Genomic DNA, 23,031 nt, shown 5'->3' with positions numbered 1-23,031 from the left:
GGAGTTTTTGCTATAATTTAAATTTTGTAAAACGAGAAACTTTATTACAAAAAAAAACCATAAATAAAGGGTTTCCGAATTCGGAAACCCTAATTAAACAGTGATTAACTATTTTTATTCTTAAAATCATTCTCTTTCTAAAGATTCATTTAATTTTTTATTTTTTTATAATTTTTGTTGAAAATAAGATATTGTTTTTCAATCCATGAACAGCAAGTATATAAGCTCCAGTATTCAAATCTGATAAATTAATAACTTTCTTTTTATCTGAACTGAAATTTACTGTTTTCACTGTTTTACCGGAAAAATCGGAAACTGTTATTTTTTCAAAATTCTCTCCGGATTCCACAGTTACCTCGTTTGAAAAGAATGCAGGATATACTTTGAATTTTCCATTTGATTTTATGGATTCGTTGGTATTCAGGCTATAGCTGGCTACATCTATTCTCCAAACATCATTGTAGTTCAGATGATCATAAGTTTCTGTCTGAGTACCTCCAAAGAAATATAAATTTCCAAGCGTATCGGTCCAGGTAGCGGAATAGCGTCTGTAAGGCGGTAAATTCACATTGGAAGAAACATCTAGCTGTCCATAATTATATGAGGATGAAGACTGAGGGCCATACATCCATGTCCAGTTACCTGTATAGATATTGTACTTCCATAGATTTTGTTGAGATGTACTGTTTCCGCCAAATAACCACAGATTTCCATTTTTACCGGTCCATGTCAGCGCCTTGTTTCTATCTCCCGGGAAATTGGAAGAGCTTTCCGTTCCCATAGTTCCATAGTTTGCATTTCCGTAAGGAGGAGGGGTTCCTATTACAGACCAGCTGTTGGTACCCGTCTGATATTTCCACATTTTAGCATTTGTAAAATACCAGAAGTCTTTATTTTCGTCCGCCCAGCTGATTCCTGTTCCATAGTCAGCGACAGGATAATTGGTGCTGCTGAAGTTGTTAACAGTTTTATCTCCATTTAACCATACCCACTGATTCTGGGCTATATCATATTTCCATACGTCATTTAAATATCCTTCATTTGCAGAAGTTTCATCAAAGCCATAACCACCATACAAATAGAAATTCCCCTGGACATCTGTCCATGTTTTCCCTCTTACTCTGGCTCCGGGAATATTAGCTGAAGAGTATATTCCCTGGCTTCCATAATTTGCATGCCTGTTATAACCATTATCAGGATTTTTTATTCCTCCTTTCCAGACCCAGTTATTAGATGTAACGTTGAACATCCATAAATCCTGATAATAAGAGTTCACCTGTGGTACCTGACCACCAAACATCCATAGATTTCCGTTAGTGTCTATCCATGACATAGCATCAATACGGCGTCCCGGAGCATTTCTTTTGTTTTCAACATTAATTGTTCCATAGTTAAGCAAATCTCCTGTGTACGATTTAAAGAAACTATTTTCGTTACCGTTGATCCACTGCCATTTTTTTTGAGAAGAATTAAACTTCCATAAATCAACAGAAGAATAGCCTGTGCTATTTATTTCATTACCATACTTCCCGCAAATTCCATAGATCCATAAATTGCCGTCAGTATCTTTCCATTGGGCGCCATACTTGGCCGTTCCTCCGGGAGTATTTTCGCTTTCAACAAGCCCTGCCAGTTTTTCATAGGAAGTAAAATCGTAAGAATTGCCTCCGCTTGTAATTCCCGGTCCTTTAACCTGAACCCAATTATTGGTCACTGTGTTGTATTTCCACAAATCAACTGCATATGTACTTGAATCATTTGTATTGCCATTATATAAATACAGATTTCCATCATTTCCGGTCCAACAGGCTGATGAATTTCTGAATCCCGGAAAGTTTTGTACATCTTCAACATTCATTGCTCCATAAACAGGGGGCTGGCTGACAGGAGGATTTCCGTTTTTCTTCATTAATGTCCAGGAATTAGTGGATGGTGTGTATTTCCACATATAATAATTTATCTGAATCCAGAAGTTTCCGTTTTTGTCTGTCCAGTTATTAGGCTTGGGATTGTTATAATTATAGTTAATGGTTCCCGGCATATTATTAGCATTTTCCACTCCTATTCCGCCGGCAATGTTTTCGGTACTTGTCTGGCTTCCTTTCATCCAGGTCCATAATCCGTTTACAGGATTAAACTTCCATATATCATTGTAATTATAGCTTTGAGGTACGGAACTATGATATCCTCCATAAATAAAGATATTCCCCTGCAAATCTTTAAAACTACAGCTTCCAAACCTTGCACTTGGAGTATTCAGAGTGTTTTCCTGTCCTATGCTGTTGTATACACCATTTGTATTGGGCTGATCTGCTCCTCCGGTCCAAGACCACATATTGGTGGAAATATTGTACTTCCATACGGTATTATATTCATCCCCATTTGATGTTTTACCTCCGAAGAAATAGAGATTTCCTGACGAATCGGTCCACGTTGTGGTATTGATCAGTGCAGGAGGAGCATTGGTGATATTTTCAACTCCTTTTGTACCGAAATTAGCTTCACCGGTTGGTGTTCCGTTTGAAATTTTAATCCAGTTATTGGTAAGGCTGTTGAATTTCCACAGGTCATTTTTTTGTTTACCGGAAGCATCCGCTCCTCCAAAAACATATAAATTTTTATTTGTTGAAGCCCACATAGAAGACATTCTTACAGCTCCGGGAACGTTTCTGTAGCTATCTGCGTTTATTCCTTTATTATACCCGTTAAAATCGTGGTAAAGCCAGCCTTTTCTGAAGGTAAAATTGTTATTTTGATAGTTGTAGCTCCATAACAGGCTGGTTGCATTACTCACCCATCCTGTACTATAACCTCCGAACATCCAGAAAGTTCCGTCGTTATCTACCACATAGGACATTTCTTTTAAAATATTCGGCCAGTTTTCATTACTCTCAAGCCCATATATTCCAAATTCAGCGTTTTGTTCAATTTGATTTCCTCCTTGTATCCAGGTAAAATTGATGTTTTGTGACAAGCACATTGTGCTTATCAAAAGAAAAAATATTTTTTTCATAGTTTATAGTGTTTTTTATTTAATTATAGAATAATTCTCATGCTAATTTTCACAAATAAGAGTTATTTGCTGCATGAAAAATTATTCTATTAATTTTCAGCGAATTTATACAAATTATATAAATCAACAAATAGTTATTTAATTCTGGGTTTCCTTAAAATTAATTTTCATGGCGATGCACTCTTTCTGATCAAAAAATAGAGATTAAATCGATGATAAAATTGAAGCTTCTTAAGTATGCCGGAACTATTTATTGAACTTTGAAAACATAATTTGTTTTGATTTTGTCTGCTTTTTCCTCCAATTCCTTAATGCTGTATACTTTCCTATCCACATCAACCGTATTTATTCTCATTTTAGATTTTTAATTCTGTTGAAAGCTTTAGGAGACAGTATCTCGTTTACATAATTGAAATTAGAGTCTCCATAAAATGTTTTATATGAATTATTTAAAACATTTCTTTTATAATTAATTTTTACAATTTTCTAAGGTTAAATTTCATTCAATATAATAAAAAACCTCATAGATTTCAGCAATCTATGAGGTTTACAGTATTTATTCTTATTCGAAAATTACATTGTTTCCATTTTGAAAGTCATGCTTTCGATTACTTTCAGTATAGCTTCAACAGTATCCATTGAAGTTAAACAAGGAACACCGTTTTCAACACTCATTCTTCTGATCTGGAAACCGTCTCTTTCAGACTGCTTTCCTTTCGTCATGGTATTTACAACGTATTGTACTTTTCCTTTCTGAATCAGATCGATAAGGTTGACACTCTCCTCCCCGATTTTGTATCCTATCTTGCACGGAATCCCTTTTTCTTCGAAGAATTTGGCTGTTCCTTCCGTTGCCCAGATTCTGAAACCAACCTCATGGAATCTCGCCGCCAGATCAGCCGCTTCCTGCTTGTGTTTATCAGCTACCGTGAATAAGATCGATCCGTGCATCGGAACTTTTCTTCCAGCCGCAACCAATCCTTTGTAAAGTGCTTTTTCAAGGGTGGTATCTTTACCCATAACCTCTCCCGTAGACTTCATTTCTGGGCCTAAAGAGATATCTACTTTTGTCAGTTTTGAGAAAGAGAATACAGGAACTTTTACATATACACCTTCTTTGCTTGGAACCAGACCGTTTTTATAGCCTAAGTCCGTCAGTTTCTGGCCTAATATTGCTTTTGTAGCCAGATTAGCCATCGGAACTTCTGTTATTTTGGACAGGAAAGGAACTGTTCTTGAAGAACGTGGATTTACTTCAATTACATAGACATTTCCTTCGAAAAGAACGTACTGGATATTCATTAAACCAATTACATTCAAGCCTTTGGCAAGTCTCTGTGTATAATCTACCAACGTATCGATTTCTCTCTGTGAAACATTCTGTGTAGGATATACTGCGATAGAGTCTCCTGAGTGTACCCCGGCTCTTTCGATATGTTCCATAATTCCAGGAATTATTACGGTTTCACCATCGCAGATCGCATCGATCTCAATTTCTTTTCCTACCATGTACTTGTCGACCAAAACAGGGTGTTTAGGGCTTGCCTCTACCGCGTTTTCCATGTAGTAAGCCAGTTCTGCCTCACCGTATACGATTTCCATTGCGCGTCCTCCCAATACGTAACTTGGGCGTACCAGAACGGGATAACCAATTTCGTTGGCAATTTTTATCGCTTCTTCTTTTGAAGTGGAAGTTTTCCCTAATGGCTGGGGAATTCCCAGTTCCTGAAGTGCTTTTTCGAATTTATCCCTGTTCTCGGCTCTGTCGAGGTCTTCCAGTGAAGTTCCAAGAATCTGTACCCCGTGAGAAGCCAGTTTATCTGCAAGGTTAATGGCTGTCTGTCCTCCGAACTGTACTACCACTCCTTTTGGTTTTTCAAGCTCGATGATGTTCATTACATCTTCTTCCGTTAATGGCTCAAAGTATAATTTATCTGAGATTGAGAAGTCTGTAGAAACCGTTTCAGGGTTATTATTGATGATGATGGCTTCGTAGCCCATTTCTTTGATCGCCCAAACCGAGTGAACCGTTGCATAGTCAAATTCCACTCCCTGACCGATCCTGATAGGCCCTGAACCTAAAACGATGATCTTTTCTTTGCTGGAAACAACGCTTTCGTTCTCTTCTTCGTAAGTTCCGTAGAAATATGGTGTTTCACTTTCAAATTCAGCAGCGCAGGTATCTACCATTTTATATACCGGCATTATTCCGTTTTGTTTTCTGAAATCGAAAACTTCACGCTGCTTCACTTCCCAAAGGTGAGCGATATTCATATCTGCAAAACCTAATTTCTTAGCCTGAATTAAGGTTTCTTTATCAAATTTATTGGCGGCGATTACTTTTTCGAAATCAACTAATTTTTTCAGTTTCCAGATGAAGAATTTATCAATTTTACTCCATTCTACGATCTGTTCCCAATCGTAACCTTTTCTTAGCGCATCTCCGATGATGAATAATCTCTCATCATCACATACTCGGATTCTTCTTTCAATTTCTTCAGCAGTAAGCGCTTCAGCCTGTTTTGTTTTTAATCCTAAATGTCTGATTCCTGTTTCAAGGGAACGGATGGCTTTCTGTAAGGATTCTTCGAAGTTTCTTCCGATAGCCATTACTTCTCCCGTTGCTTTCATCTGGGTAGACAATCTTCTGTCCGCTGTTTCGAATTTATCGAACGGGAATCTCGGGAATTTTGTTACAACATAGTCAAGAGCGGGTTCAAAACATGCGTATGTTTTTCCTGTTACCGGGTTCATAATCTCGTCAAGCGTTAAACCTACTGCAATCTTCGCTGCAATTTTTGCGATCGGGTACCCTGTTGCTTTACTTGCCAATGCTGATGAACGGGAAACTCTCGGGTTTACTTCGATAATGTAGTAGTCGAAAGAATGTGGGTCTAAAGCCAGCTGTACGTTACAACCTCCTTCAATTCCCAAAGCTCTGATGATTTTCAGAGAAGCATTTCTCAACAACTGATATTCTCTATCTGAAAGTGTCTGGGAAGGCGCTACTACAATAGAGTCTCCCGTATGTACTCCTACCGGGTCTATATTTTCCATGTTACAAACCACAATGGCATTGTCGTTTGCATCACGCATTACTTCATACTCAATTTCTTTGAAGCCTGCAATTGATTTTTCGATAAGACACTGGGTAACAGGGCTGTATTTCAATCCCAATTCAGCAATTTCTTTCAGTTCGGCTTCTGTAGAGGCGATACCACCGCCTGTTCCTCCCATTGTAAAGGCAGGACGAACAATTACCGGATATCCGATCTCATCAGCGAAGCGAATGGCTCCTTCTACCGTATTCACGATATCCGATTCCGGAACCGGCTCATTCAGCTCTCTCATCAGCTCACGGAAAAGGTCCCTGTCTTCTGCTCTGTTGATTGCAGAAAGCTTAGTTCCCAATACTTCTACTTTACATTCTTCAAGGATTCCGGATTTTTCCAGCTCTACTGCCATATTCAGACCAGTTTGGCCTCCCAATGTCGGTAAAAGCGCATCCGGACGTTCTTTTCTGATGATGTGGCTTACAAACTGAAGGGAAATAGGCTCGATGTAAACTTTATCTGCGATTTCCACATCCGTCATAATGGTTGCCGGATTTGAGTTGATCAAAATCACCTTGTAGCCTTCTTCTCTCAAAGACAGGCAAGCCTGTGTTCCTGCATAATCAAATTCAGCTGCCTGACCGATGATGATGGGTCCTGAACCGATTACTAAAATTGTTTTTATATCTGTACGTTTTGCCATTTTTCTTTTTATTGTAGAGTCAAGATTCTAGAGCCAAGAGCCAAGATTCCAGACTTTTATTTTAAATTATTTTTAAACGAATAAATCATTCTCTGAATTTCAGAAACTTCACTTAGTAAAGTGTTTATTTTTTCTTCCGGTAAAAGATTTAATTCTCTAATCAGAATCAGCTGTGTCTGCAATTCAAAGGCTGATCCCAGAGCAACTGCCAAAAAATGATTAAATTCTTTACTTCCATTTCTACCAGAACCTTCCGCAATATTCGAAGGAATAGAAACTGCAGATCTTTTAATTTGAGAAATTAAACCATACTTTTCATCGCTACTGATCTCCTGACAGATAATGTAAACATTCTTTGCCAGTACAATAGATTTTTGCCAGAAAAGCAATTTTTCAAAATTGTGCATTTATAGTCTATTAATTTTAATCTTCGCGTCTTGGTTCTTGTATCTTGATTCTTGGTTCTATTTTTTAAAGTTTTCCATTAATTCAATGAACTCATCAAACAAATAGTTCGCATCTTCCGGGCCCGGGCTTGCTTCCGGGTGATACTGAACTGAGAAACAAGGGTGAATCTTGTGTTTCAGGCCTTCGTTTGTTCTGTCGTTCAAAGCGATGTGCGTTTCAATTAAATCTGTATTTTTCAAACTTTCCTGATCTACTGCATAACCATGATTTTGAGAAGTGATCGCCACTTTGTTTTTATCCAGATCCAAGACAGGATGATTTCCTCCCCTGTGACCGAATTTTAATTTGAAGGTTTTTGCTCCACAAGCCAGACCGATCAATTGATGTCCTAAGCAGATTCCGAAAATCGGAACTTTTCCTAAAATGCCGCGGATCATTTCAAGAGCATTCTGGTTGTCTTCAGGATCACCGGGACCGTTTGACAGCATAACTCCATCAGGATTCATCAGTAAAATTTCTTCTGCCGTTACATCCTGGGAAACTACTGTGATATCACAATTTCTTTGGGATAACTCTCTGATAATCCCCAACTTGGAACCGAAATCTACCAGTACTACTTTCAAGCCTCTCCCCGGATTGGCGTAAGGTGTTTTTGTAGAAACCATTTCCACCTGATTGGTAGGGAAAGTTGTTGATTTTAATTCTGAAACTACTGTGTTTTCATCAGTATCAGCGTTTACAATTTTTCCTTTCACAACCCCTGAGTTACGTAGGATTCTGGTCAGTCTTCTGGTATCGATTCCTGAAATTCCCGACAGGTTTTTCTTTTTAAATAATTCATCTAAAGTGATCTGAGTACGGAAATTAGAAGGAAGATCGCAAAGTTCTTTTACGATAAGTCCTTTAATAGCCGGCTCGATACTTTCATAATCATCACGGTTAATACCATAATTCCCGATAAGCGGATAGGTCATGCAAACAATCTGACCGCAGTATGACGGGTCGGAGATCAGCTCCTGATATCCTGTCATTCCGGTATTGAAAACTACTTCTCCGGCAGTTTCCAATTCTGCTCCAAAACCTTCTCCATGAAATACTTCACCGGACTCCAGTATTAATTTTTTCTTCATTTTCTTTATTTAGATTTTCTTTTACTTTTTATTCTTTTTAAACCACCCCGTCAAAAACTCTCTGAATTTTTGCCACCCCTCCAAGGGAGGGGAATTTTTTGCCTGTTCAAGATATGGAACCCGAAACCGGAATCCCGAATCTTATTTATTTAAAGGTATATCCTTCTTTTTCCAATGTTTCTTTAAGGATTGCCATTCTTGCGAAAACGCCGTTCTGCATTTGTTTAAAAATTCTTGAACGTTCGCATTCCACAAGGTCTGTATCAATTTCAACACCTCTGTTGATAGGAGCCGGATGCATGATGATTGCTCCCTTTTTCATTGCTTTTTCTCTTTCTTTTGTAAGACCGTATTTTCTGTGGTATTCGGAGGCTGAATAGCTCATTTTTGCATCATGTCTTTCATGCTGAATTCTTAAGAGCATCAATACGTCTGCCTCAGCGATTAACTGATCAACCGGTAAGTAGGTTCCGTTGATTAAAGCTCCTTCATCGAACCAGTCTTCCGGGCCGGAAAAATATACTTTAGCTCCTAATCTTCTCAATGCTTCTGCATTTGAATTGGCTACACGGCTGTGTTTTACGTCTCCTACAATTCCTATTTTCAGTCCTTCAAATTTTCCGAATTCCTGGAAAATTGTCATCAGGTCCAGCATACATTGGGACGGATGGTTTCCTGTTCCGTCTCCTCCGTTAATTACTGGAATACTGATATTATTCAGTTCTTCAAAATACCGGTCTTTCTTATCTCTGATCACTACCAGGTTTACTCCCAGGCTTTCAATGGTTTTCACGGTATCATAAAGACTTTCTCCTTTGTTAACAGAACTGTGGGAAGCATCGAAAGGTACTACCTGCAAACCCAGTTTTCTTTCTGCAATATCAAAACTTGTTTTTGTTCTGGTGCTGTCTTCAAAGAAAAGATTTGAGCAAAAAACTTCTCCTTCAATTTTTGCAGTTTTACCGTTGGCAAAAGCCAGTGCTTCGGTCAGTATACTGTTGATTCTCTCTGTGCTTAGTTCTGCGATCGTAAACATAATTCTTAATTTTTGAGCATAAAAAAAGCGAAGACAACATCTTCGCTTAATAATAATAAATATCGTAAAGGGCGCTTTCGCCCGGTAAATCTAATGATATAAATACTCTTTTATTCATTAGGTGCAAAGATACAAAAATTTCACGAACCTACAAAACCCAAGTTTCAAATAAATTAAAACTTTCTAAACCTTCCTTATTTTCATTTATAATTAATATTTTTGTTAAAAACTCAAACCTATTCTATGGATTTAAAGGACAAAATGATTCTCAGTATTATTCAGGAAGACTCTACTTTATCGGTGAAAGAAATTTCAGAAAAGATTGGTCTTACGTTTACTCCTACTTATGAGCGTATTAAACAGCTGGAAAAACAGGGCATTATTGAGAAGTATGTTGGCCTTCTGAACCGTGAAAAACTGGGTTTAAATATTGTGGTTTACTGTAATGTCCGCCTTAAGGAACAATCCCAGAAAGTGCTGGAAACCTTTGAGAAAAACATTATGAAGCATGATGAAGTGCAGGAAATCATCAGTCTTTCCGGCGAATATGACTATATGCTGAAGATCATTGCAAAAGACATTAATTCTTATAATGATTTCGCGGTGAATGTAATCTCAAATATTCCTAATATCGGTCAGTATCACAGTTCAATTGTGCTTCACGAGGTTAAAAAATCCACTAAGTTTAAAATTGATCTGGAATAATCCTACTAAAATCACGTTGAAGATGCTTCGACTTCGCTCAGCATGACATTTCTAATATCAAACGTCATTTTGTAGTGTTGTCATGCTGAGCGGAGCCGAAGCATCTGATAAAATTTCTAATCAGCTTAAGAATAAATTGATTAAAAACCATCAACCCAATAATTTGTTTTTCAGCTTATTAAACTGATATTCTATTTTATCCAGACAGAGATTCCCTATACTTCCCTGATGGGTATGATCCAGGTTTCCTACTTCAAACTCAAATTCATTATTTTCAATCTCCTGCCCTACTTTTACATAAGCATCGCGAAATGAGCTTCCTTTTTTCACTTCCTCATTGATCTTCTCCACGCTGAACAGGTATTTATACTTTTCATCTTCCAGAATTCCGTCTTTCACCTGGATGTTCGGAAGAGTGTAATTTAAAATCTCCAAGCATTCTTTCAAAGAATCAATGGCAGGGAAAAGGATTTCTTTCGTCAGCTGTACATCTCTGTGATAACCTGATGGCAGATTGTTTGTCAACAGGATCAGCTCATTGGGCAGAGACTGGATTCTGTTGCATCGTGCACGAACTAATTCAAAAATATCGGGATTCTTTTTATGGGGCATAATGCTGCTTCCGGTGGTAAATTCTTTTGGAAAACTTATAAAATTGAAGTTCTGGCTTAAATACAGACAGACATCGTATGCAAATTTTCCAAGGGTTCCTGCTAAAGTAGCTATAGCCATGGATAACATTTTCTCAGATTTTCCACGGGTCATCTGGGCGTACACGGAATTATAGTTCATCGACTGAAAACCCAGGTTATAAGTTGTGCTTTCACGATCAATCGGGAAAGAGGAACCATATCCTGCTACAGAACCAAGCGGATTTTTATTGATGATATTCTTCACCGAAAATAACAGTTCAATATCATCCAGCAATGCTTCAGCATAAGCTCCAAACCATAATCCAAATGAAGACGGCATCGCGATCTGAAAATGGGTATAACCCGGAAGCAATATATTTTTATGCTGTTCGGCCAGACTGATCAGGATCTGGAAAAATTCATCGGTTAAAGAGGTAATTTCACGGATCTCATCCAGCAGATAAAGCTTTATATCCAACAAAACCTGATCGTTACGGGATCTTGCGGTATGGATCTTCTTTCCGGTATCTCCTAATTTTTCAATTAAGATAGCTTCAACCTGGGAATGGATATCTTCCGCTTCTTTGTCAATTTCAAAACTTCCGTTCTCAATATCCTTTAAAATATCTTCCAAAACAGAGAGCATCTGTTTGGATTCTTCACCGGAAACAATTCCGGTTTCTGCCAGCATTTTGCAATGTGCCATTGAGCCTATAACATCATATTTTGCCAAACGCTCATCAAAGTCAAGGTCTTTTCCGACTGTAAACTTGTTGACTAATATATTGGTGGCAAGGTCATCCTTCTGCCATATTTTTTTCATAATGATTTTCTTTACAATATTGATTTGTTTCAACCTGCCCAACAGGGCATCCTTATTATTAAACTATAAAAAAACATCTCTACATTTAAAGTCTTCGTCTTTAATCTTCTTTTTGCATAAATCTTTATTAAAAACTGAACTTTACTGCCTGTTGAGCCTGGTCAAAACATTATTTTTAGATATTAGATTTCAGACTTTTGAAAATCTGGTGTCTGGAATCCGGCATCTGATGTCTTTATAAAACTTTTTCCAAGATCCCGATATAGATCCCTATTCCTTCTTCAATCTCTTTTATATAAATGTATTCATCTGCGGTGTGGGAGCGCCTGCTGTCTCCGGGACCTATTTTTACTGATGTACATGGAATAATGGCCTGATCGGATGACGTTGGTGAACCGTACGTTGTCCTTCCGATTTCCAGCCCGGCCTGTACAAAAGGATGATCCATTTCTATTTTTGATGAATTCAGCCTTAAAGATCTTGCCGTTAATGTAGATTTCATCTGTTCCTGAATGATTTCAAATACTTCTTTATTGGAATATTCATCAGTAATTCTTACATCTAAAGTGAAAGTACAGGCTTCCGGAACCACATTATGCTGAACTCCGGCATGAATTCCGGATAATGTTATCTTTACTTCACCCAGATAATCGGAAACTTTGGGAAACTTAAAAGCCAGAATGTCCTGCAGGTCTTCCATACATTTTACTATGGAATTATCATTATTGGGATGGGCGGCATGTGAAGGGGTTCCTTTCGTTTCCCCGTCAATTACCAAAAGTCCTTTTTCTGCGATCGCCAGATTCATCTGTGTGGGTTCTCCTACAATAGCGAGTTCTATATTGGGAAGCTGCGGAAAAAGAGCTTCAATGCCGTCAATACCTGAAATTTCTTCTTCAGCTGTCAGGGCAATAATCAAATTGTATTGTAAATTTTCTTTTTCATAAAAATGTAAAAAGACCTGAGCCATAGAAACCAGGGAAGCTCCTGCATCATTACTTCCCAATCCGTATAATTTTCCGTCTTTTTCAACTGGAAGAAACGGGTCCAATGTGTATGCTTTATTGGGTTTTACGGTATCATGATGGGTATTTAATAAGATTGACGGCTTAAATACATCAAAGTTTTTATTAACTGCCCAGATATTATTTTTAAAACGTTTTGCAGGAATATGATGCTTTTTGAAAAAATTCTCAATTTCCACAGACGTATTGTATTCATCTTTGCTGAATGAAGGAATTGCAATCAGTTTTTTAAGCAATTCAACTGCGTTATTCAGCAGCTCTTCTTTATTATAAACGGATTTCAGTTCCTGCATGATGATTTTCTATATGGTTTTTCAGTTGGGTTTCTTTAATTAGGAATACCTTGTTTACATTATTCTTTACAGCTCCGAGAGCATTTTCAAGCTTGGGAAGAATTCCTTTATGCAGCTTTCCTGCCTGTTTTAAAACAGAAAACTCTTCTTCGGATACACTTTTTATCACTGATCCGGGATCTTCAACATTCTCCAGAACTCCTTCTTTATCAAAACAGAAAAGCAGTTCCACAACATAAATATCTGACAGAGATTGCGCAATTACAGAAGCAATAGTGTCCGCATTGGTATTTAAAAGATTTCCTTTTTTGTCATGCGTGATTGCTGAAAAAATGGGTACAAGTTCAAGATTAATCAGTTGTAAAAGCAGTTTTTCATTAATGCTTTGCTTGTCAATATCGCCTACATATCCAAAATCTATTTCAGGATGGTTTCTTTTTTTTGCCTGGATCATATTTCCATCAGCACCGGAAAATCCAATAGCGTTGCAGTTTTTCGCCTGCAGTTTAGCTACGATATTTTTATTGATGCTTCCTGCATACACCATGGATACAATATCCAGGGTATCTTTATCTGTAATCCTTCTTCCGTTGATTAATTTCTGCTCGATTCCCAGCTTATCAGCCAATGTCGTAGCCACTTTTCCTCCTCCATGAACAAGAATTTTCTTTTCTTTAATCCCGGAAAACTGTTCCAAAAATTGGTTTAATAGTGCCTCATCGTCAATCAGAGCACCGCCTATTTTTATCACGAAAAGCTTTTCTTTCATAACCGTTATTTTGAATCAATTTCGTCCAGAATTTCACTAAATACAGTCTGGGCAGAGAAAATTCTGTTTTTTGCCTGCTGATAGATGATGGAGTTTTTTCCGTCCATTACTTCATCGCTCAATTCTACATTACGGCGTACAGGAAGGCAGTGCATTACTTTTGCAGCATTGGTATTTTCCAGTTTTTGGGCTGTCAGCATCCAGTTTTCCTTCACTTCAGGCATTGCTGCATAATCATCGAAAGAGGACCAGTTCTTTACATAAATAAAATCTGCATCTTTCAACGCTTCTTCCTGATTATGAATTACTTTTACGTCTTTTGTGAAATTTTTATCCAGATCATATCCTTCAGGATTAGCAATGACAAATTCTACATCCATTTCCTGCATCCATTCTGCAAAAGAATTTCCTACAGCCTGTGCAATGGGTTTAATATGCGGCGCCCATGTCAGAACTACTTTAGGTTTACTTTCTTTTTTCCAGTTTTCTGTAATGGTAATACAGTCTGCCAGACTTTGCAAAGGATGTCGCGTAGCTGATTCCAGGGAAATCACCGGCACTTTTGCGTGCTGTTCAAACTGGCTCAGGATATTTTCGTTCACATCATCATCTTTGGATTTCATTCCGGCAAAGCAACGTACTGCAATGATATCACAATATTGATTCAGCACTTCGATGGCATCTTTGATATGCTCCACTGTATCGCCATTCATTACAGCTCCGTCTGCAAATTCCAGATTCCAGGCTTCCTGCGCTGCATTTAAAGTAAGGACATTCAGCCCTAAATTCTGTGCTGCAATCTGGCTGCTTAAACGTGTTCTTAAACTTGAATTTAAAAATACAAGACCTATGGTTTTTCCCTTTCCTTTTTCAGTTTCGGAATGAGGATTTTCTTTAATTTGTAAAGCTTTTTTTATGATTTCCTGTAAGTTTTCTACATCGCTTACAGAGGTGAATTTTTTCATTTGATGATTTTTTTCTAATTAATTGTGATAATCTTAACCATAAAAGACACAAAAGTTTTTATTGTTAAACACTTATGTTTTAAAAGTTTATTATTTTGAAGTCACTAAAGCGTTTAAACCTTTTGTAACTTTTGTGGTTACATATTTTCCAATACCGTTTTCAGAGCACTGATGAAAAGATCTGTTTCTTCTTTTCTGATATTAAGAGCCGGAAGAATCCTTAAAACACTTTTATCATTAGAGTTTCCGGTAAAAATATGATGATTGTACAACAGGTTTTTTCTCACTTCTGAACAATCCTGATCAAGCTCTATTCCAATCATCAGTCCTTTCCGCCTGATGGATTTAACATGCGGAAAGTCTTTAATTTCATCTTCAATATAACCTCCCATCTCCTGAACATTTTTGATAAGATTTTCATCTTTTATAACATCCAGAACAGCAATTGCTGCAGCACAGGCTAAATGATTCCCTCCGAAAGTTGTCCCCAATAAACCATTAGTTGCCTGAAATTTCGGGTGAATCAGAACACCGCCAATCGGGAAGCCATTTCCCATACCTTTGGCCGTAGTGATAATGTCTGGTTCAATCCCAAATTCCTGATGGGAAAAGAAATATCCGCTTCTGCCATATCCTGATTGCACTTCATCCAGAATCAAAACAGAATTATACTTTTCACACAACTCCTTAATTTTCGACAGAAATTCTGCTTTTGGAATCATAATTCCGCCTACACCCTGAATTCCTTCGATGATTACGGATGAAATTTCATTTCCTTGTGCTTCAAAAATTTCTTCAAGCTGTTTGATATCATTCCATTCAGATTTAATGAATCTTTCAGAGAAGTTTACCGGAGCAACAATTTTGGGATTGTCTGTCACAGAAACGGCTGCGGAAGTTCTCCCGTGAAATGATCCTGAGAAATACAGCACTTTACTTTTTCCGTTGTGGAAAGATGCCAGCTTCAATGCATTTTCATTGGCCTCAGCTCCGGAATTGCACAGGAAAAGGTTATAATCCTCGTATCCTGATATTTTTCCTAATTTTTCAGCGAGTTCAGTCTGCAATTCATTCTGCACAGAATTGGAATAGAAAGAAATTTTCTCTAACTGATCTTTTAATTTATTTTGATAATACGGATGATTATGCCCTATGGAAATCACTGCATGACCGCCATAAAAATCGAGATATTTTTCTCCTTTATCATCCCAAAGAAAAGATCCCTGAGCCTTTACAGGATTTATGCTGAATAATGGATATACGTTGAATAAATTCATTTTTTTATTTTTTTTATTTTTCTTTTGTCTTGAAACAAAAGAAACAAAAGTTCAAGACTGGAAACTTCCGCTAAAAATTATTTCTGTTCTCTAAAAATTCTAAAACTTGCGCGAATTCGATATTACTTTTTCGATTCAATTGTTGTCTCGCGCTTCAAACAGTAGAATTTTCTTAACGTTCACAGAATTAATTTTTTTAACGCTCCATTTTCCTAGGTCGGTTTTGGATTGAGTTTTAAAAATTCACAATTGACTTATTGAGCATTCACTTTAAAATGCTACCGGCTTTAAATTCAACCCCAGTTTTTCTTCCCAGCCCATCGCTATATTCATGTTCTGCACTGCCTGTCCGGAAGCTCCTTTCAACAAATTGTCAATCGCTGAGTGAATAACTGCTGCATTTCCGCTCTTTTCTATATGAATCACACAGCGATTGGTATTAACAACTTGTTTTAAATCAATTGTATTTTCGCTTACCTTTACAAAAGGCTCATTTTCATAAAAATCCTGATACAATTGACAGATATTTGAAAAAATTAAATCTGTTTTTATGGTTGAACTTGTAAAAATTCCTCTTGCGAAATCTCCTCTCCATGGAACAAAATTCAAACTGACATCTTTATGGTTGAATGAAGACAACTGCTGTAAAATTTCATCCACATGCTGATGCGTCAAAGTTTTATATGCTGAAATATTATCGTTCCTCCAGGTAAAATGGGTTGTTGGCTGTAAAGACTGTCCTGCACCCGTTGACCCTGTAATTCCTGTTGTATACACTTCGTTTAGCAAACCTTTTTCCGCCAATGGAAGTAAAGCCAGCTGAATCGCCGTTGCAAAACATCCTGGATTGGCAATACTTTTTGCCTCCGCCAGATTTTTTTTATTGATTTCAGGCAGTCCATAGATAAAATTTCTGTTTTCAAAGTTTCCATCCAAACGGAAATCATTTCCAAGATCGATTACTAAAGTATCATCCTTAACAGGATTTTGAGTAAGCCAGTTTTGACTTTCTTTGTGAGGAAGACACAGGAAAAGAATATCCACATTTTCAACTTTATCCGTTAAAACCTGTTCGCAAACCGCCGTTAAATCCGGGTACAAATCTGAAATTTTTGTCCCCGAATTGGAACGGCTATATAAAAAACTCAATGTTATATTGGGATGAAAAGCCAGCACACGGACCAGTTCACTTCCTGTGTAGCCGTTCGCGCCTACAATTCCTACTTTTTTCATTTCTAATTTTTTGACTAATGAGATTTTGCCCCACCTCAGGTTAAATTGTTCTTTCGGAACTCTTTATTTTGAATTGATCTGGTGATATATATTCAAAGAATTGCTTAAAATTTTTGTGTATCCTTTTACATCTTCTCCTGTCCATGCCCTGTTTGCTTCACCATAACTTCCGAATTTATCGGACATCAGGTCGTGACCGGATTCAATTCCGTTTAAAACAAATCTGTATGGATGAAGTGTTACAAATACTTTTCCGGTGACTGCTTTTTGAGAATCTGTTAAAAAAGATTCAATGTTCCTCATTACCGGATCTAAGAAAAGTGCTTCGTGAAGCCAGTTTCCGTACCAATCAGACAGCTGGGATTTCATCATCTGCTGATATTTTGATAGGGTATGCTTTTCCAGTAAATGATGTGCTTTGATGATCACGGACGCCGCAGCTGCTTCAAAACCTACTCTTCCTTTAATTCCGACAATAGTATCTCCAACATGAATATCACGGCCGATTCCATAAGCGGAAGCCAGTTCCTCAACTTTCTGGATAGCATACACGGGATGCTCAAAATTTTCTCCGTTCACTCCAATAATCTCACCGTTTTTAAATTCAATTTCAAGCTCTGAAGGTTGGATTTCTTTGATTTGCGATGGAAAAGCTTCTTCAGGGAGGTAATTTCTTGATGTCAGTGTTTCTTTCCCTCCTACTGAAGTTCCCCAAAGTCCTTTATTTACAGAATACTGAGCTTTATGAAATTCCATTTCGTAACCGTGGTTTTTCAAAAATTCAATTTCTTCTTCACGGGACAGGCTCATATCGCGGATTGGCGTAATGATTTCCTTTTCGGGACACATTACCTGAAAAATCAAATCAAAACGGACCTGATCATTACCGGCTCCTGTACTTCCGTGCGCAATGGCATCAGCACCGGTTTCAATGGCATATTTTGCAATTTCCTGTGCCTGAACTGTACGTTCAGCACTTACAGACAATGGATAGGTATTATTTTTCAGCACATTTCCGAAGATCAGATATTTTACACAAGAGTTATAATAATCTTTCTGAGCATCAACACACCTGTATTCTTTTACCCCAAGATTGAAGGCTTTTTTCTCCAGCTCTTTTTCCTCTTCTTTAGAAAAACCTCCGGTATTTACAGTAACTGCATACACTTCATATCCCAGTGTTTCACTAAGATATTTGGCACAGTAAGAGGTATCCAAACCTCCGCTAAACGCTAAGATTACTTTCTTTTTCTCCATTGTAACAATCAATTTCGGACTGTTTAATTTCAATCCCGTTTACTTTATCATTATTTTCAGGAACGAAAAGCATGGCTGTACACAGACAGTTTTTACGCTCCTTTTTCATTAAAATTTCATAATTTACACAGTTTTTGCAGCCATTCCAGAACTCTTCATCCTGAGTGAGCTCAGAGTAAATTACCGGCTTGTAGCCAAGATCACTGTTGATCTTCATGACGGCAAGCCCTGTTGTTAAACCAAACACTTTTGCATTCGGATATTTTTCCCTGGATAACTGGAAAACCTTATTCTTAATCAAAGTGGCTACTCCTCTGTTCCTGTAATCAGGAGAGACAATAAGCCCTGAATTTGCCACAAACTGACCATGCGACCAGGTTTCTATGTAGCAGAAACCTACCCAATCTCCATTTTCAGTGGCAACCACAGCATTACCTTCTGAAATCTTTTTCGTTAAATATTCAATGGAACGTTTGGCGATTCCCGTTCCTCTGCGCTGTGCAGAATCATACATTTCCTGCTGTATTTCATTCACATGCAATAAATGTTTGTCTGAGGAAATTTCTATTTCCATTTATTTATCTGAATTTTTTGGCAAATTTAAAGCATAATAACTTTAAAAACCAAATTAAAAAGATATTTTTTTTGTTTAAATAAAAAATACAGGTAATTTTATCTTTATTGAAAAATATAATTTTGCTAAATTATTATATATTTGCTAAAAACATATAGCTATGGAAAATAAATGCCCGAAATGCAGTAGCAATACCATTGTAAAAAGTGGAATTATTAACGGAAAACAACGTTTTCTCTGCAAAGACTGCAGGTATTATTTTACTGTAAAAAAAATGGGCAAACAGATTGATGATTACTATGTAACCAAAGCCCTGCAACTCTATCTTGAAGGTTTAAGCTTCCGGGAAATAGAACGTATTATCGGAGTTTCGCACGTAACAATCAGTTCCTGGATCAAAAAATACAATATTACAAGACCGCCCCACTCTGAATTCCACCCTGTTTATAAGATTTTAAAACAAAATGAATTGATTGAGTATATGTCTCAGGAAAACAATATTAAAAATTCAGGACTTATCATCACCCAGTTCGCGGACAAGTATATGCTGATTAAATGGGAGAGATTTAAAAAGTAGGATTAAGATTAAGGTCAATGGGGATTTTGCTTCGCAAGTGAATAATGAATTCAACTCAGTCACTCCCAAACCCTCAGACTCTAAAACTAAAAAACCGGAACACGAACCCCACAACTATCAACTAAAAATTAGCAATATATAAAATAACTATATACTTACCATTAATATATATTAAATTTTTATAAATAAATTATTAATTACAATTTGGCTTTCACAAAAAACAACGCCAAAAATTGATAATTTATGAAGAAATTACTTTCATTTATTGGATTAGCCTTAATAAGCAGTTCTTTATATTCACAGGGTTCTCCTGATTACGGAGGCGGATTAAAATTAAACCTCAACCAGGAAGGAGATAAGTATATCAGATTTATTTTATGGGATCAGTTCTGGCTCAGAAACACCCAGATGAACCCGGGAAGTATGGTCGCCAATGAACCTACCGATAACTCCTGGAGCCTGGGAAACAGAAGATTGCGTGCTTTAGTATATGCGCAGATCTCTAAAAGATATATGATTTTAGCTCATTTCGGGATCAATAACCAGACATTTATTAACGGCGGCGCCACAGGAACCACAGGTACGGGAGGTTATGGAAACGGCAAGAAACCACAGTTATTTTTTCATGATGCATGGAATGAGTACGCGGTTATTTTACCTGGGGAAGCAGGAAAATTCAGTTTATCTTTAGGGGCCGGACTTCATTATTACATGGGACTTTCCCGTATGACTATGGCTTCAACACTGAATTTCCTTACCCTGGATTCTCCTATTTTCACCTGGCCTTTGATTGACAATTCCGATCAGTTTGCGAGACAGCTGGGAATGTTTGCCAAAGGAAAATACGGCAAACTGGAATACCGTTTCAGTTTAAACAAACCTTTTGCAACTGACCTGGTTCCTGTCAATGTAACAGATCCCGCAAGAGCTGTAGCTGTAGATAATAATGGAAATCCGAGCTTTTCAAAAGCAGGTTATGTGGAATACCAATTCTTAGATGAAGAATCGAATACCCTTCCTTTCAAAGTGGGCTCATATTTAGGAACCAAGAAAGTTTTCAATGTAGGCGCAGGTTTTTATCATCAGGCGGACGGAACAAGAACTTCCGTGAATTCAAATATTGAAAAACACGATATTACCCTTGTAGCGGTAGATGCTTTTGCAGATATTCCCCTGGGAAATGCAAAACATAAAATGGCAGTTTCCGCCTATGCCGGATATTATAACTATAATTTCGGACCTAACTATGTAAGAAATCTGGGAACAATGAATATTGCGGCTTCTGATCCTAATTTTACCGGAAATAAAGCCATTGCAGGCCCCGGAAACCTACAACCTGTGATCGGAACAGGTAATATCGTTTATGCACAGGCTGGTTTCCTTCTTCCGAACGAGACAGAAAAACCAAAGATCAGGATACAGCCTTTTGCAGCATATACCTATAAAGACTTTGAAGCATTTGACAAACCTTCATCACAGTTTGACGTGGGTGCCAACTGGTTCATAGACGGGCATCACGCAAAGATCACCACACAATATTCCACAAGGCCGGTTTATACCAGTCCTACGGAAAGTCCTTCTTCAAAAGGAGAATTCATTGTACAGTTCCATATTTATCTTTAAAAACCCGGATGAATTTAATATCTTAATTCTTTAACATCAAAACCAATTAACATGAGTGAAAATCACCACGAAAACTACGAGAATATGACCGAAAGGCAAAAGAACCGCACCATCTGGAGCGTGATCACAGCCTCATCACTCGGTACTTTGATAGAATGGTATGATTTCTATATTTTTGGGAGCCTGGCTATTGTTTTAGCTACCAAATTCTTCCCTGCAGATAATCCTACCGCAGCTTTTTTATCTACGCTGGCCACTTTTGCAGCAGGATTTGTAGTAAGACCGTTCGGGGCATTATTCTTTGGGAGATTAGGCGATATTATCGGGAGAAAATACACATTCCTTGTCACCCTTTTGATTATGGGATTCTCCACTTTCCTGATCGGATGTATTCCAAGCTACAAAACAATTGGATTTTTAGCACCTGTTTTAGTTTTAATTTTAAGATTATTACAGGGATTGGCACTTGGAGGTGAATATGGAGGTGCAGCCACTTATGTTGCGGAATATGCACAACCGCACAGAAGAGGCTACTGGACTTCATGGATACAAACTACCGCAACGGCAGGACTTTTCATATCATTAATTGTAATTCTGGTTACCAAATCCACTTTATCGGCAGAGGAATTTGACAACTGGGGCTGGAGGGTTCCGTTCTGGATCTCAATCCTTATGGTAGGAGTTTCTTACATCATCAGAAAAAACATGAAAGAATCCCCGCTTTTTGCAAAGGCTAAAAGTGAAGGAAAAACTTCAAAAAATCCTTTAAAAGAAAGCTTTGGTAACAAATACAATTTTAAATTCGTTCTTCTCGCTTTATTCGGAGCTGCAATGGGACAAGGGGTGATCTGGTATACAGGACAGTTCTACGCCATGAGCTTCCTTCAAAAGGTAATGAATGTGGAATCCGCTCAGGTTGATTCTCTTATGGCCACCGCTCTGTTCTTAGGAACACCTTTCTTCGTATTTTTCGGATGGCTATCGGATAAAATAGGACGAAAAGCTGTGATGATGACGGGAATGCTGGTTGCTATTTTAGCGTACAGGCCTATTTACGACAGCATGTTCAAAAGCGTCAACCTTGAAAGTAAAACAGTTGCCGCTAACGGAATTACAGAAAAAAGAACTTCAAAGATCCATGCAGATATTGCTACAGACAGTTTAGTGACCTTACATAAAGAAACTCTTTATACGGACGGAACTTTAACTAAAAAAGATAGTATTGTTCACTGGTCGCCAACCGGACCTGTTATGAAAGATGGAAAAGCAGAAGAGCCTAAAGTTTCACAAACGGTAAAGCTGGCTGATAATACAAAATGGTATCTCGTCTTTTTAGTATTTATTCAGGTACTGTTTGTAACGATGGTTTACGGGCCTATTGCCGCTTTCCTTGTGGAAATGTTCCCTGTAAGAATCCGTTATACCTCCATGTCTTTACCATATCACATTGGAAACGGGGTATTTGGAGGACTTCTTCCGGCAGTCGCCACTTACCTGGTAACAGTGGGTAAAGATGCAGGGCACCCGACATGGTATCTTCAGGGACTATGGTATCCTATTGGAGTTGCCGCTGTCTGCCTGATTATCGGATTGTTTTATCTTAAAAATAAGAATAGTAATATTCACGATTAGACAGAGGCCAAATCACTTAATTTTTTACTAATTTTAAAACTACTAAAAATGAACGGACTAAAAAAAATATTAGGCATACTCTGGATCGCTGTTGCCCTTGTGGTAGGATATTTCGGAATAACTGTTTTAGGAATTCCAAAGATCACTTCAGGAAAGCAGGAAGATCTGGTATTCGGGATCATTATCTTATTTGTGCTGATGCCGATTATCTCTGGCGGAATGGCTATTTTCGGGTACTATTCGCTTACAGGGGAATATTCGGACGATAAGATCTAAAATAAATTAATGATAATTGATGGGTGC

Annotated in this window: 18 protein-coding genes; 5 read left to right on the top strand and 13 right to left on the bottom strand. The window is 37.7% G+C overall.

All coding sequences use genetic code 11. The features are described 5' to 3' along the window. Window positions 1-157 precede the first annotated feature (157 nt). The 5 genes from HNP36_RS03280 to HNP36_RS03260 form a co-directional block, all read right to left on the bottom strand. On the bottom strand, window positions 158-3,013 hold the full coding sequence (locus HNP36_RS03280; RefSeq protein ID WP_184160453.1) for a kelch repeat-containing protein: 2,856 nt from the start codon (window positions 3,011-3,013) through the stop codon (window positions 158-160). A 573-nt stretch (window positions 3,014-3,586) separates the two neighbouring features. Beyond that, window positions 3,587-6,769, bottom strand: a complete 3,183-nt coding sequence (gene carB, locus HNP36_RS03275) for a carbamoyl-phosphate synthase large subunit (RefSeq protein WP_184160455.1) — start codon at window positions 6,767-6,769, stop codon at window positions 3,587-3,589. Between the two features lie 56 nt (window positions 6,770-6,825). Continuing rightward, the gene (locus HNP36_RS03270) at window positions 6,826-7,176 is read right to left on the bottom strand and encodes a four helix bundle protein (RefSeq protein WP_184160457.1); all 351 of its coding nucleotides are present in this window, start codon (window positions 7,174-7,176) and stop codon (window positions 6,826-6,828) included. Window positions 7,177-7,233: 57 nt separating this feature from the next. Next, on the bottom strand, window positions 7,234-8,307 hold the full coding sequence (locus HNP36_RS03265; RefSeq protein ID WP_184160459.1) for a carbamoyl phosphate synthase small subunit: 1,074 nt from the start codon (window positions 8,305-8,307) through the stop codon (window positions 7,234-7,236). Window positions 8,308-8,452: 145 nt separating this feature from the next. After that, on the bottom strand, window positions 8,453-9,343 hold the full coding sequence (locus HNP36_RS03260; protein WP_184160461.1) for an aspartate carbamoyltransferase catalytic subunit: 891 nt from the start codon (window positions 9,341-9,343) through the stop codon (window positions 8,453-8,455). A gap of 243 nt (window positions 9,344-9,586) precedes the next feature. Here HNP36_RS03260 and HNP36_RS03255 point away from each other — a divergent pair, with 243 nt between their 5' ends. Then, a complete protein-coding gene (locus tag HNP36_RS03255; RefSeq protein WP_184160463.1) occupies window positions 9,587-10,048 on the top strand; it encodes an Lrp/AsnC family transcriptional regulator in 462 nt (153 codons plus the stop codon). A 150-nt stretch (window positions 10,049-10,198) separates the two neighbouring features. Here HNP36_RS03255 and argH read toward each other — a convergent pair whose 3' ends face one another. The 8 genes from argH to HNP36_RS03215 form a co-directional block, all read right to left on the bottom strand. Next, window positions 10,199-11,503 carry an argininosuccinate lyase gene (gene argH, locus HNP36_RS03250; protein WP_184160465.1) on the bottom strand — a complete coding sequence of 435 codons (1,305 nt, stop codon included), beginning with the start codon at window positions 11,501-11,503 and terminating at the stop codon, window positions 10,199-10,201. A 235-nt stretch (window positions 11,504-11,738) separates the two neighbouring features. Beyond that, window positions 11,739-12,821 carry a M20 family metallo-hydrolase gene (locus tag HNP36_RS03245; RefSeq protein ID WP_184160467.1) on the bottom strand — a complete coding sequence of 361 codons (1,083 nt, stop codon included), beginning with the start codon at window positions 12,819-12,821 and terminating at the stop codon, window positions 11,739-11,741. After that, window positions 12,796-13,590 carry an acetylglutamate kinase gene (gene argB, locus HNP36_RS03240; protein ID WP_184160469.1) on the bottom strand — a complete coding sequence of 265 codons (795 nt, stop codon included), beginning with the start codon at window positions 13,588-13,590 and terminating at the stop codon, window positions 12,796-12,798. The genes HNP36_RS03245 and argB overlap by 26 nt, the downstream gene beginning before the upstream one ends. A gap of 5 nt (window positions 13,591-13,595) precedes the next feature. Next, window positions 13,596-14,555, bottom strand: a complete 960-nt coding sequence (locus HNP36_RS03235; protein ID WP_184160471.1) for an acetylornithine carbamoyltransferase — start codon at window positions 14,553-14,555, stop codon at window positions 13,596-13,598. Between the two features lie 137 nt (window positions 14,556-14,692). Continuing rightward, a complete protein-coding gene (locus HNP36_RS03230; RefSeq protein ID WP_184160473.1) occupies window positions 14,693-15,832 on the bottom strand; it encodes an aspartate aminotransferase family protein in 1,140 nt (379 codons plus the stop codon). 270 nt (window positions 15,833-16,102) lie between these two features. After that, complete coding sequence (gene argC, locus HNP36_RS03225) at window positions 16,103-17,065, bottom strand: N-acetyl-gamma-glutamyl-phosphate reductase (RefSeq protein ID WP_184160475.1); 963 nt, start codon at window positions 17,063-17,065, stop codon at window positions 16,103-16,105. Window positions 17,066-17,128: 63 nt separating this feature from the next. Continuing rightward, window positions 17,129-18,322, bottom strand: a complete 1,194-nt coding sequence (locus tag HNP36_RS03220) for an argininosuccinate synthase (protein ID WP_184160477.1) — start codon at window positions 18,320-18,322, stop codon at window positions 17,129-17,131. Continuing rightward, entirely contained in the window at window positions 18,291-18,896 is a 606-nt protein-coding gene (locus HNP36_RS03215) for a GNAT family N-acetyltransferase (protein ID WP_228456232.1), read from the bottom strand. The genes HNP36_RS03220 and HNP36_RS03215 overlap by 32 nt, the downstream gene beginning before the upstream one ends. 160 nt (window positions 18,897-19,056) lie before the next feature. Here HNP36_RS03215 and HNP36_RS03210 point away from each other — a divergent pair, with 160 nt between their 5' ends. From HNP36_RS03210 to HNP36_RS03195, 4 genes are all read left to right on the top strand, one after another. Further along, complete coding sequence (locus HNP36_RS03210) at window positions 19,057-19,473, top strand: terminase gpP N-terminus-related DNA-binding protein (protein ID WP_184160479.1); 417 nt, start codon at window positions 19,057-19,059, stop codon at window positions 19,471-19,473. A gap of 243 nt (window positions 19,474-19,716) precedes the next feature. After that, window positions 19,717-21,096, top strand: a complete 1,380-nt coding sequence (locus HNP36_RS03205; protein WP_184160481.1) for a porin — start codon at window positions 19,717-19,719, stop codon at window positions 21,094-21,096. 51 nt (window positions 21,097-21,147) lie between these two features. Beyond that, entirely contained in the window at window positions 21,148-22,728 is a 1,581-nt protein-coding gene (locus tag HNP36_RS03200) for an MFS transporter (protein ID WP_184160483.1), read from the top strand. A gap of 48 nt (window positions 22,729-22,776) precedes the next feature. Continuing rightward, window positions 22,777-23,004, top strand: coding sequence for a DUF6814 family protein (locus tag HNP36_RS03195; protein ID WP_184160485.1), 228 nt, complete (start codon window positions 22,777-22,779; stop codon window positions 23,002-23,004). Window positions 23,005-23,031: the final 27 nt, after the last annotated feature.

The sequence above is a fragment of the Chryseobacterium shigense genome (assembly GCF_014207845.1).
In the GTDB taxonomy this organism is placed as follows: Bacteria; Bacteroidota; Bacteroidia; order Flavobacteriales; family Weeksellaceae; genus Chryseobacterium; species Chryseobacterium shigense_A.
Note: the sequence above shows the minus strand (reverse complement) of the source record. Positions and strands in the feature narration are given on the sequence as shown.

Coding starts and splice junctions, on each gene's coding strand:
- HNP36_RS03270 (WP_184160457.1), bottom strand. CDS start 7,176: ATGCACAATTTTGAAAAATTGCTTTTCTGGCAAAAATCTATTGTACTG.
- HNP36_RS03245 (WP_184160467.1), bottom strand. CDS start 12,821: ATGCAGGAACTGAAATCCGTTTATAATAAAGAAGAGCTGCTGAATAAC.
- HNP36_RS03255 (WP_184160463.1), top strand. CDS start 9,587: ATGGATTTAAAGGACAAAATGATTCTCAGTATTATTCAGGAAGACTCT.
- HNP36_RS03210 (WP_184160479.1), top strand. CDS start 19,057: ATGGAAAATAAATGCCCGAAATGCAGTAGCAATACCATTGTAAAAAGT.
- HNP36_RS03205 (WP_184160481.1), top strand. CDS start 19,717: ATGAAGAAATTACTTTCATTTATTGGATTAGCCTTAATAAGCAGTTCT.
- HNP36_RS03280 (WP_184160453.1), bottom strand. CDS start 3,013: ATGAAAAAAATATTTTTTCTTTTGATAAGCACAATGTGCTTGTCACAA.
- HNP36_RS03230 (WP_184160473.1), bottom strand. CDS start 15,832: ATGAATTTATTCAACGTATATCCATTATTCAGCATAAATCCTGTAAAG.
- argC (WP_184160475.1), bottom strand. CDS start 17,065: ATGAAAAAAGTAGGAATTGTAGGCGCGAACGGCTACACAGGAAGTGAA.
- argB (WP_184160469.1), bottom strand. CDS start 13,590: ATGAAAGAAAAGCTTTTCGTGATAAAAATAGGCGGTGCTCTGATTGAC.
- HNP36_RS03200 (WP_184160483.1), top strand. CDS start 21,148: ATGAGTGAAAATCACCACGAAAACTACGAGAATATGACCGAAAGGCAA.
- HNP36_RS03260 (WP_184160461.1), bottom strand. CDS start 9,343: ATGTTTACGATCGCAGAACTAAGCACAGAGAGAATCAACAGTATACTG.
- HNP36_RS03220 (WP_184160477.1), bottom strand. CDS start 18,322: ATGGAGAAAAAGAAAGTAATCTTAGCGTTTAGCGGAGGTTTGGATACC.
- HNP36_RS03235 (WP_184160471.1), bottom strand. CDS start 14,555: ATGAAAAAATTCACCTCTGTAAGCGATGTAGAAAACTTACAGGAAATC.
- HNP36_RS03265 (WP_184160459.1), bottom strand. CDS start 8,307: ATGAAGAAAAAATTAATACTGGAGTCCGGTGAAGTATTTCATGGAGAA.
- HNP36_RS03215 (WP_228456232.1), bottom strand. CDS start 18,896: ATGGAAATAGAAATTTCCTCAGACAAACATTTATTGCATGTGAATGAA.
- HNP36_RS03195 (WP_184160485.1), top strand. CDS start 22,777: ATGAACGGACTAAAAAAAATATTAGGCATACTCTGGATCGCTGTTGCC.
- argH (WP_184160465.1), bottom strand. CDS start 11,503: ATGAAAAAAATATGGCAGAAGGATGACCTTGCCACCAATATATTAGTC.
- carB (WP_184160455.1), bottom strand. CDS start 6,769: ATGGCAAAACGTACAGATATAAAAACAATTTTAGTAATCGGTTCAGGA.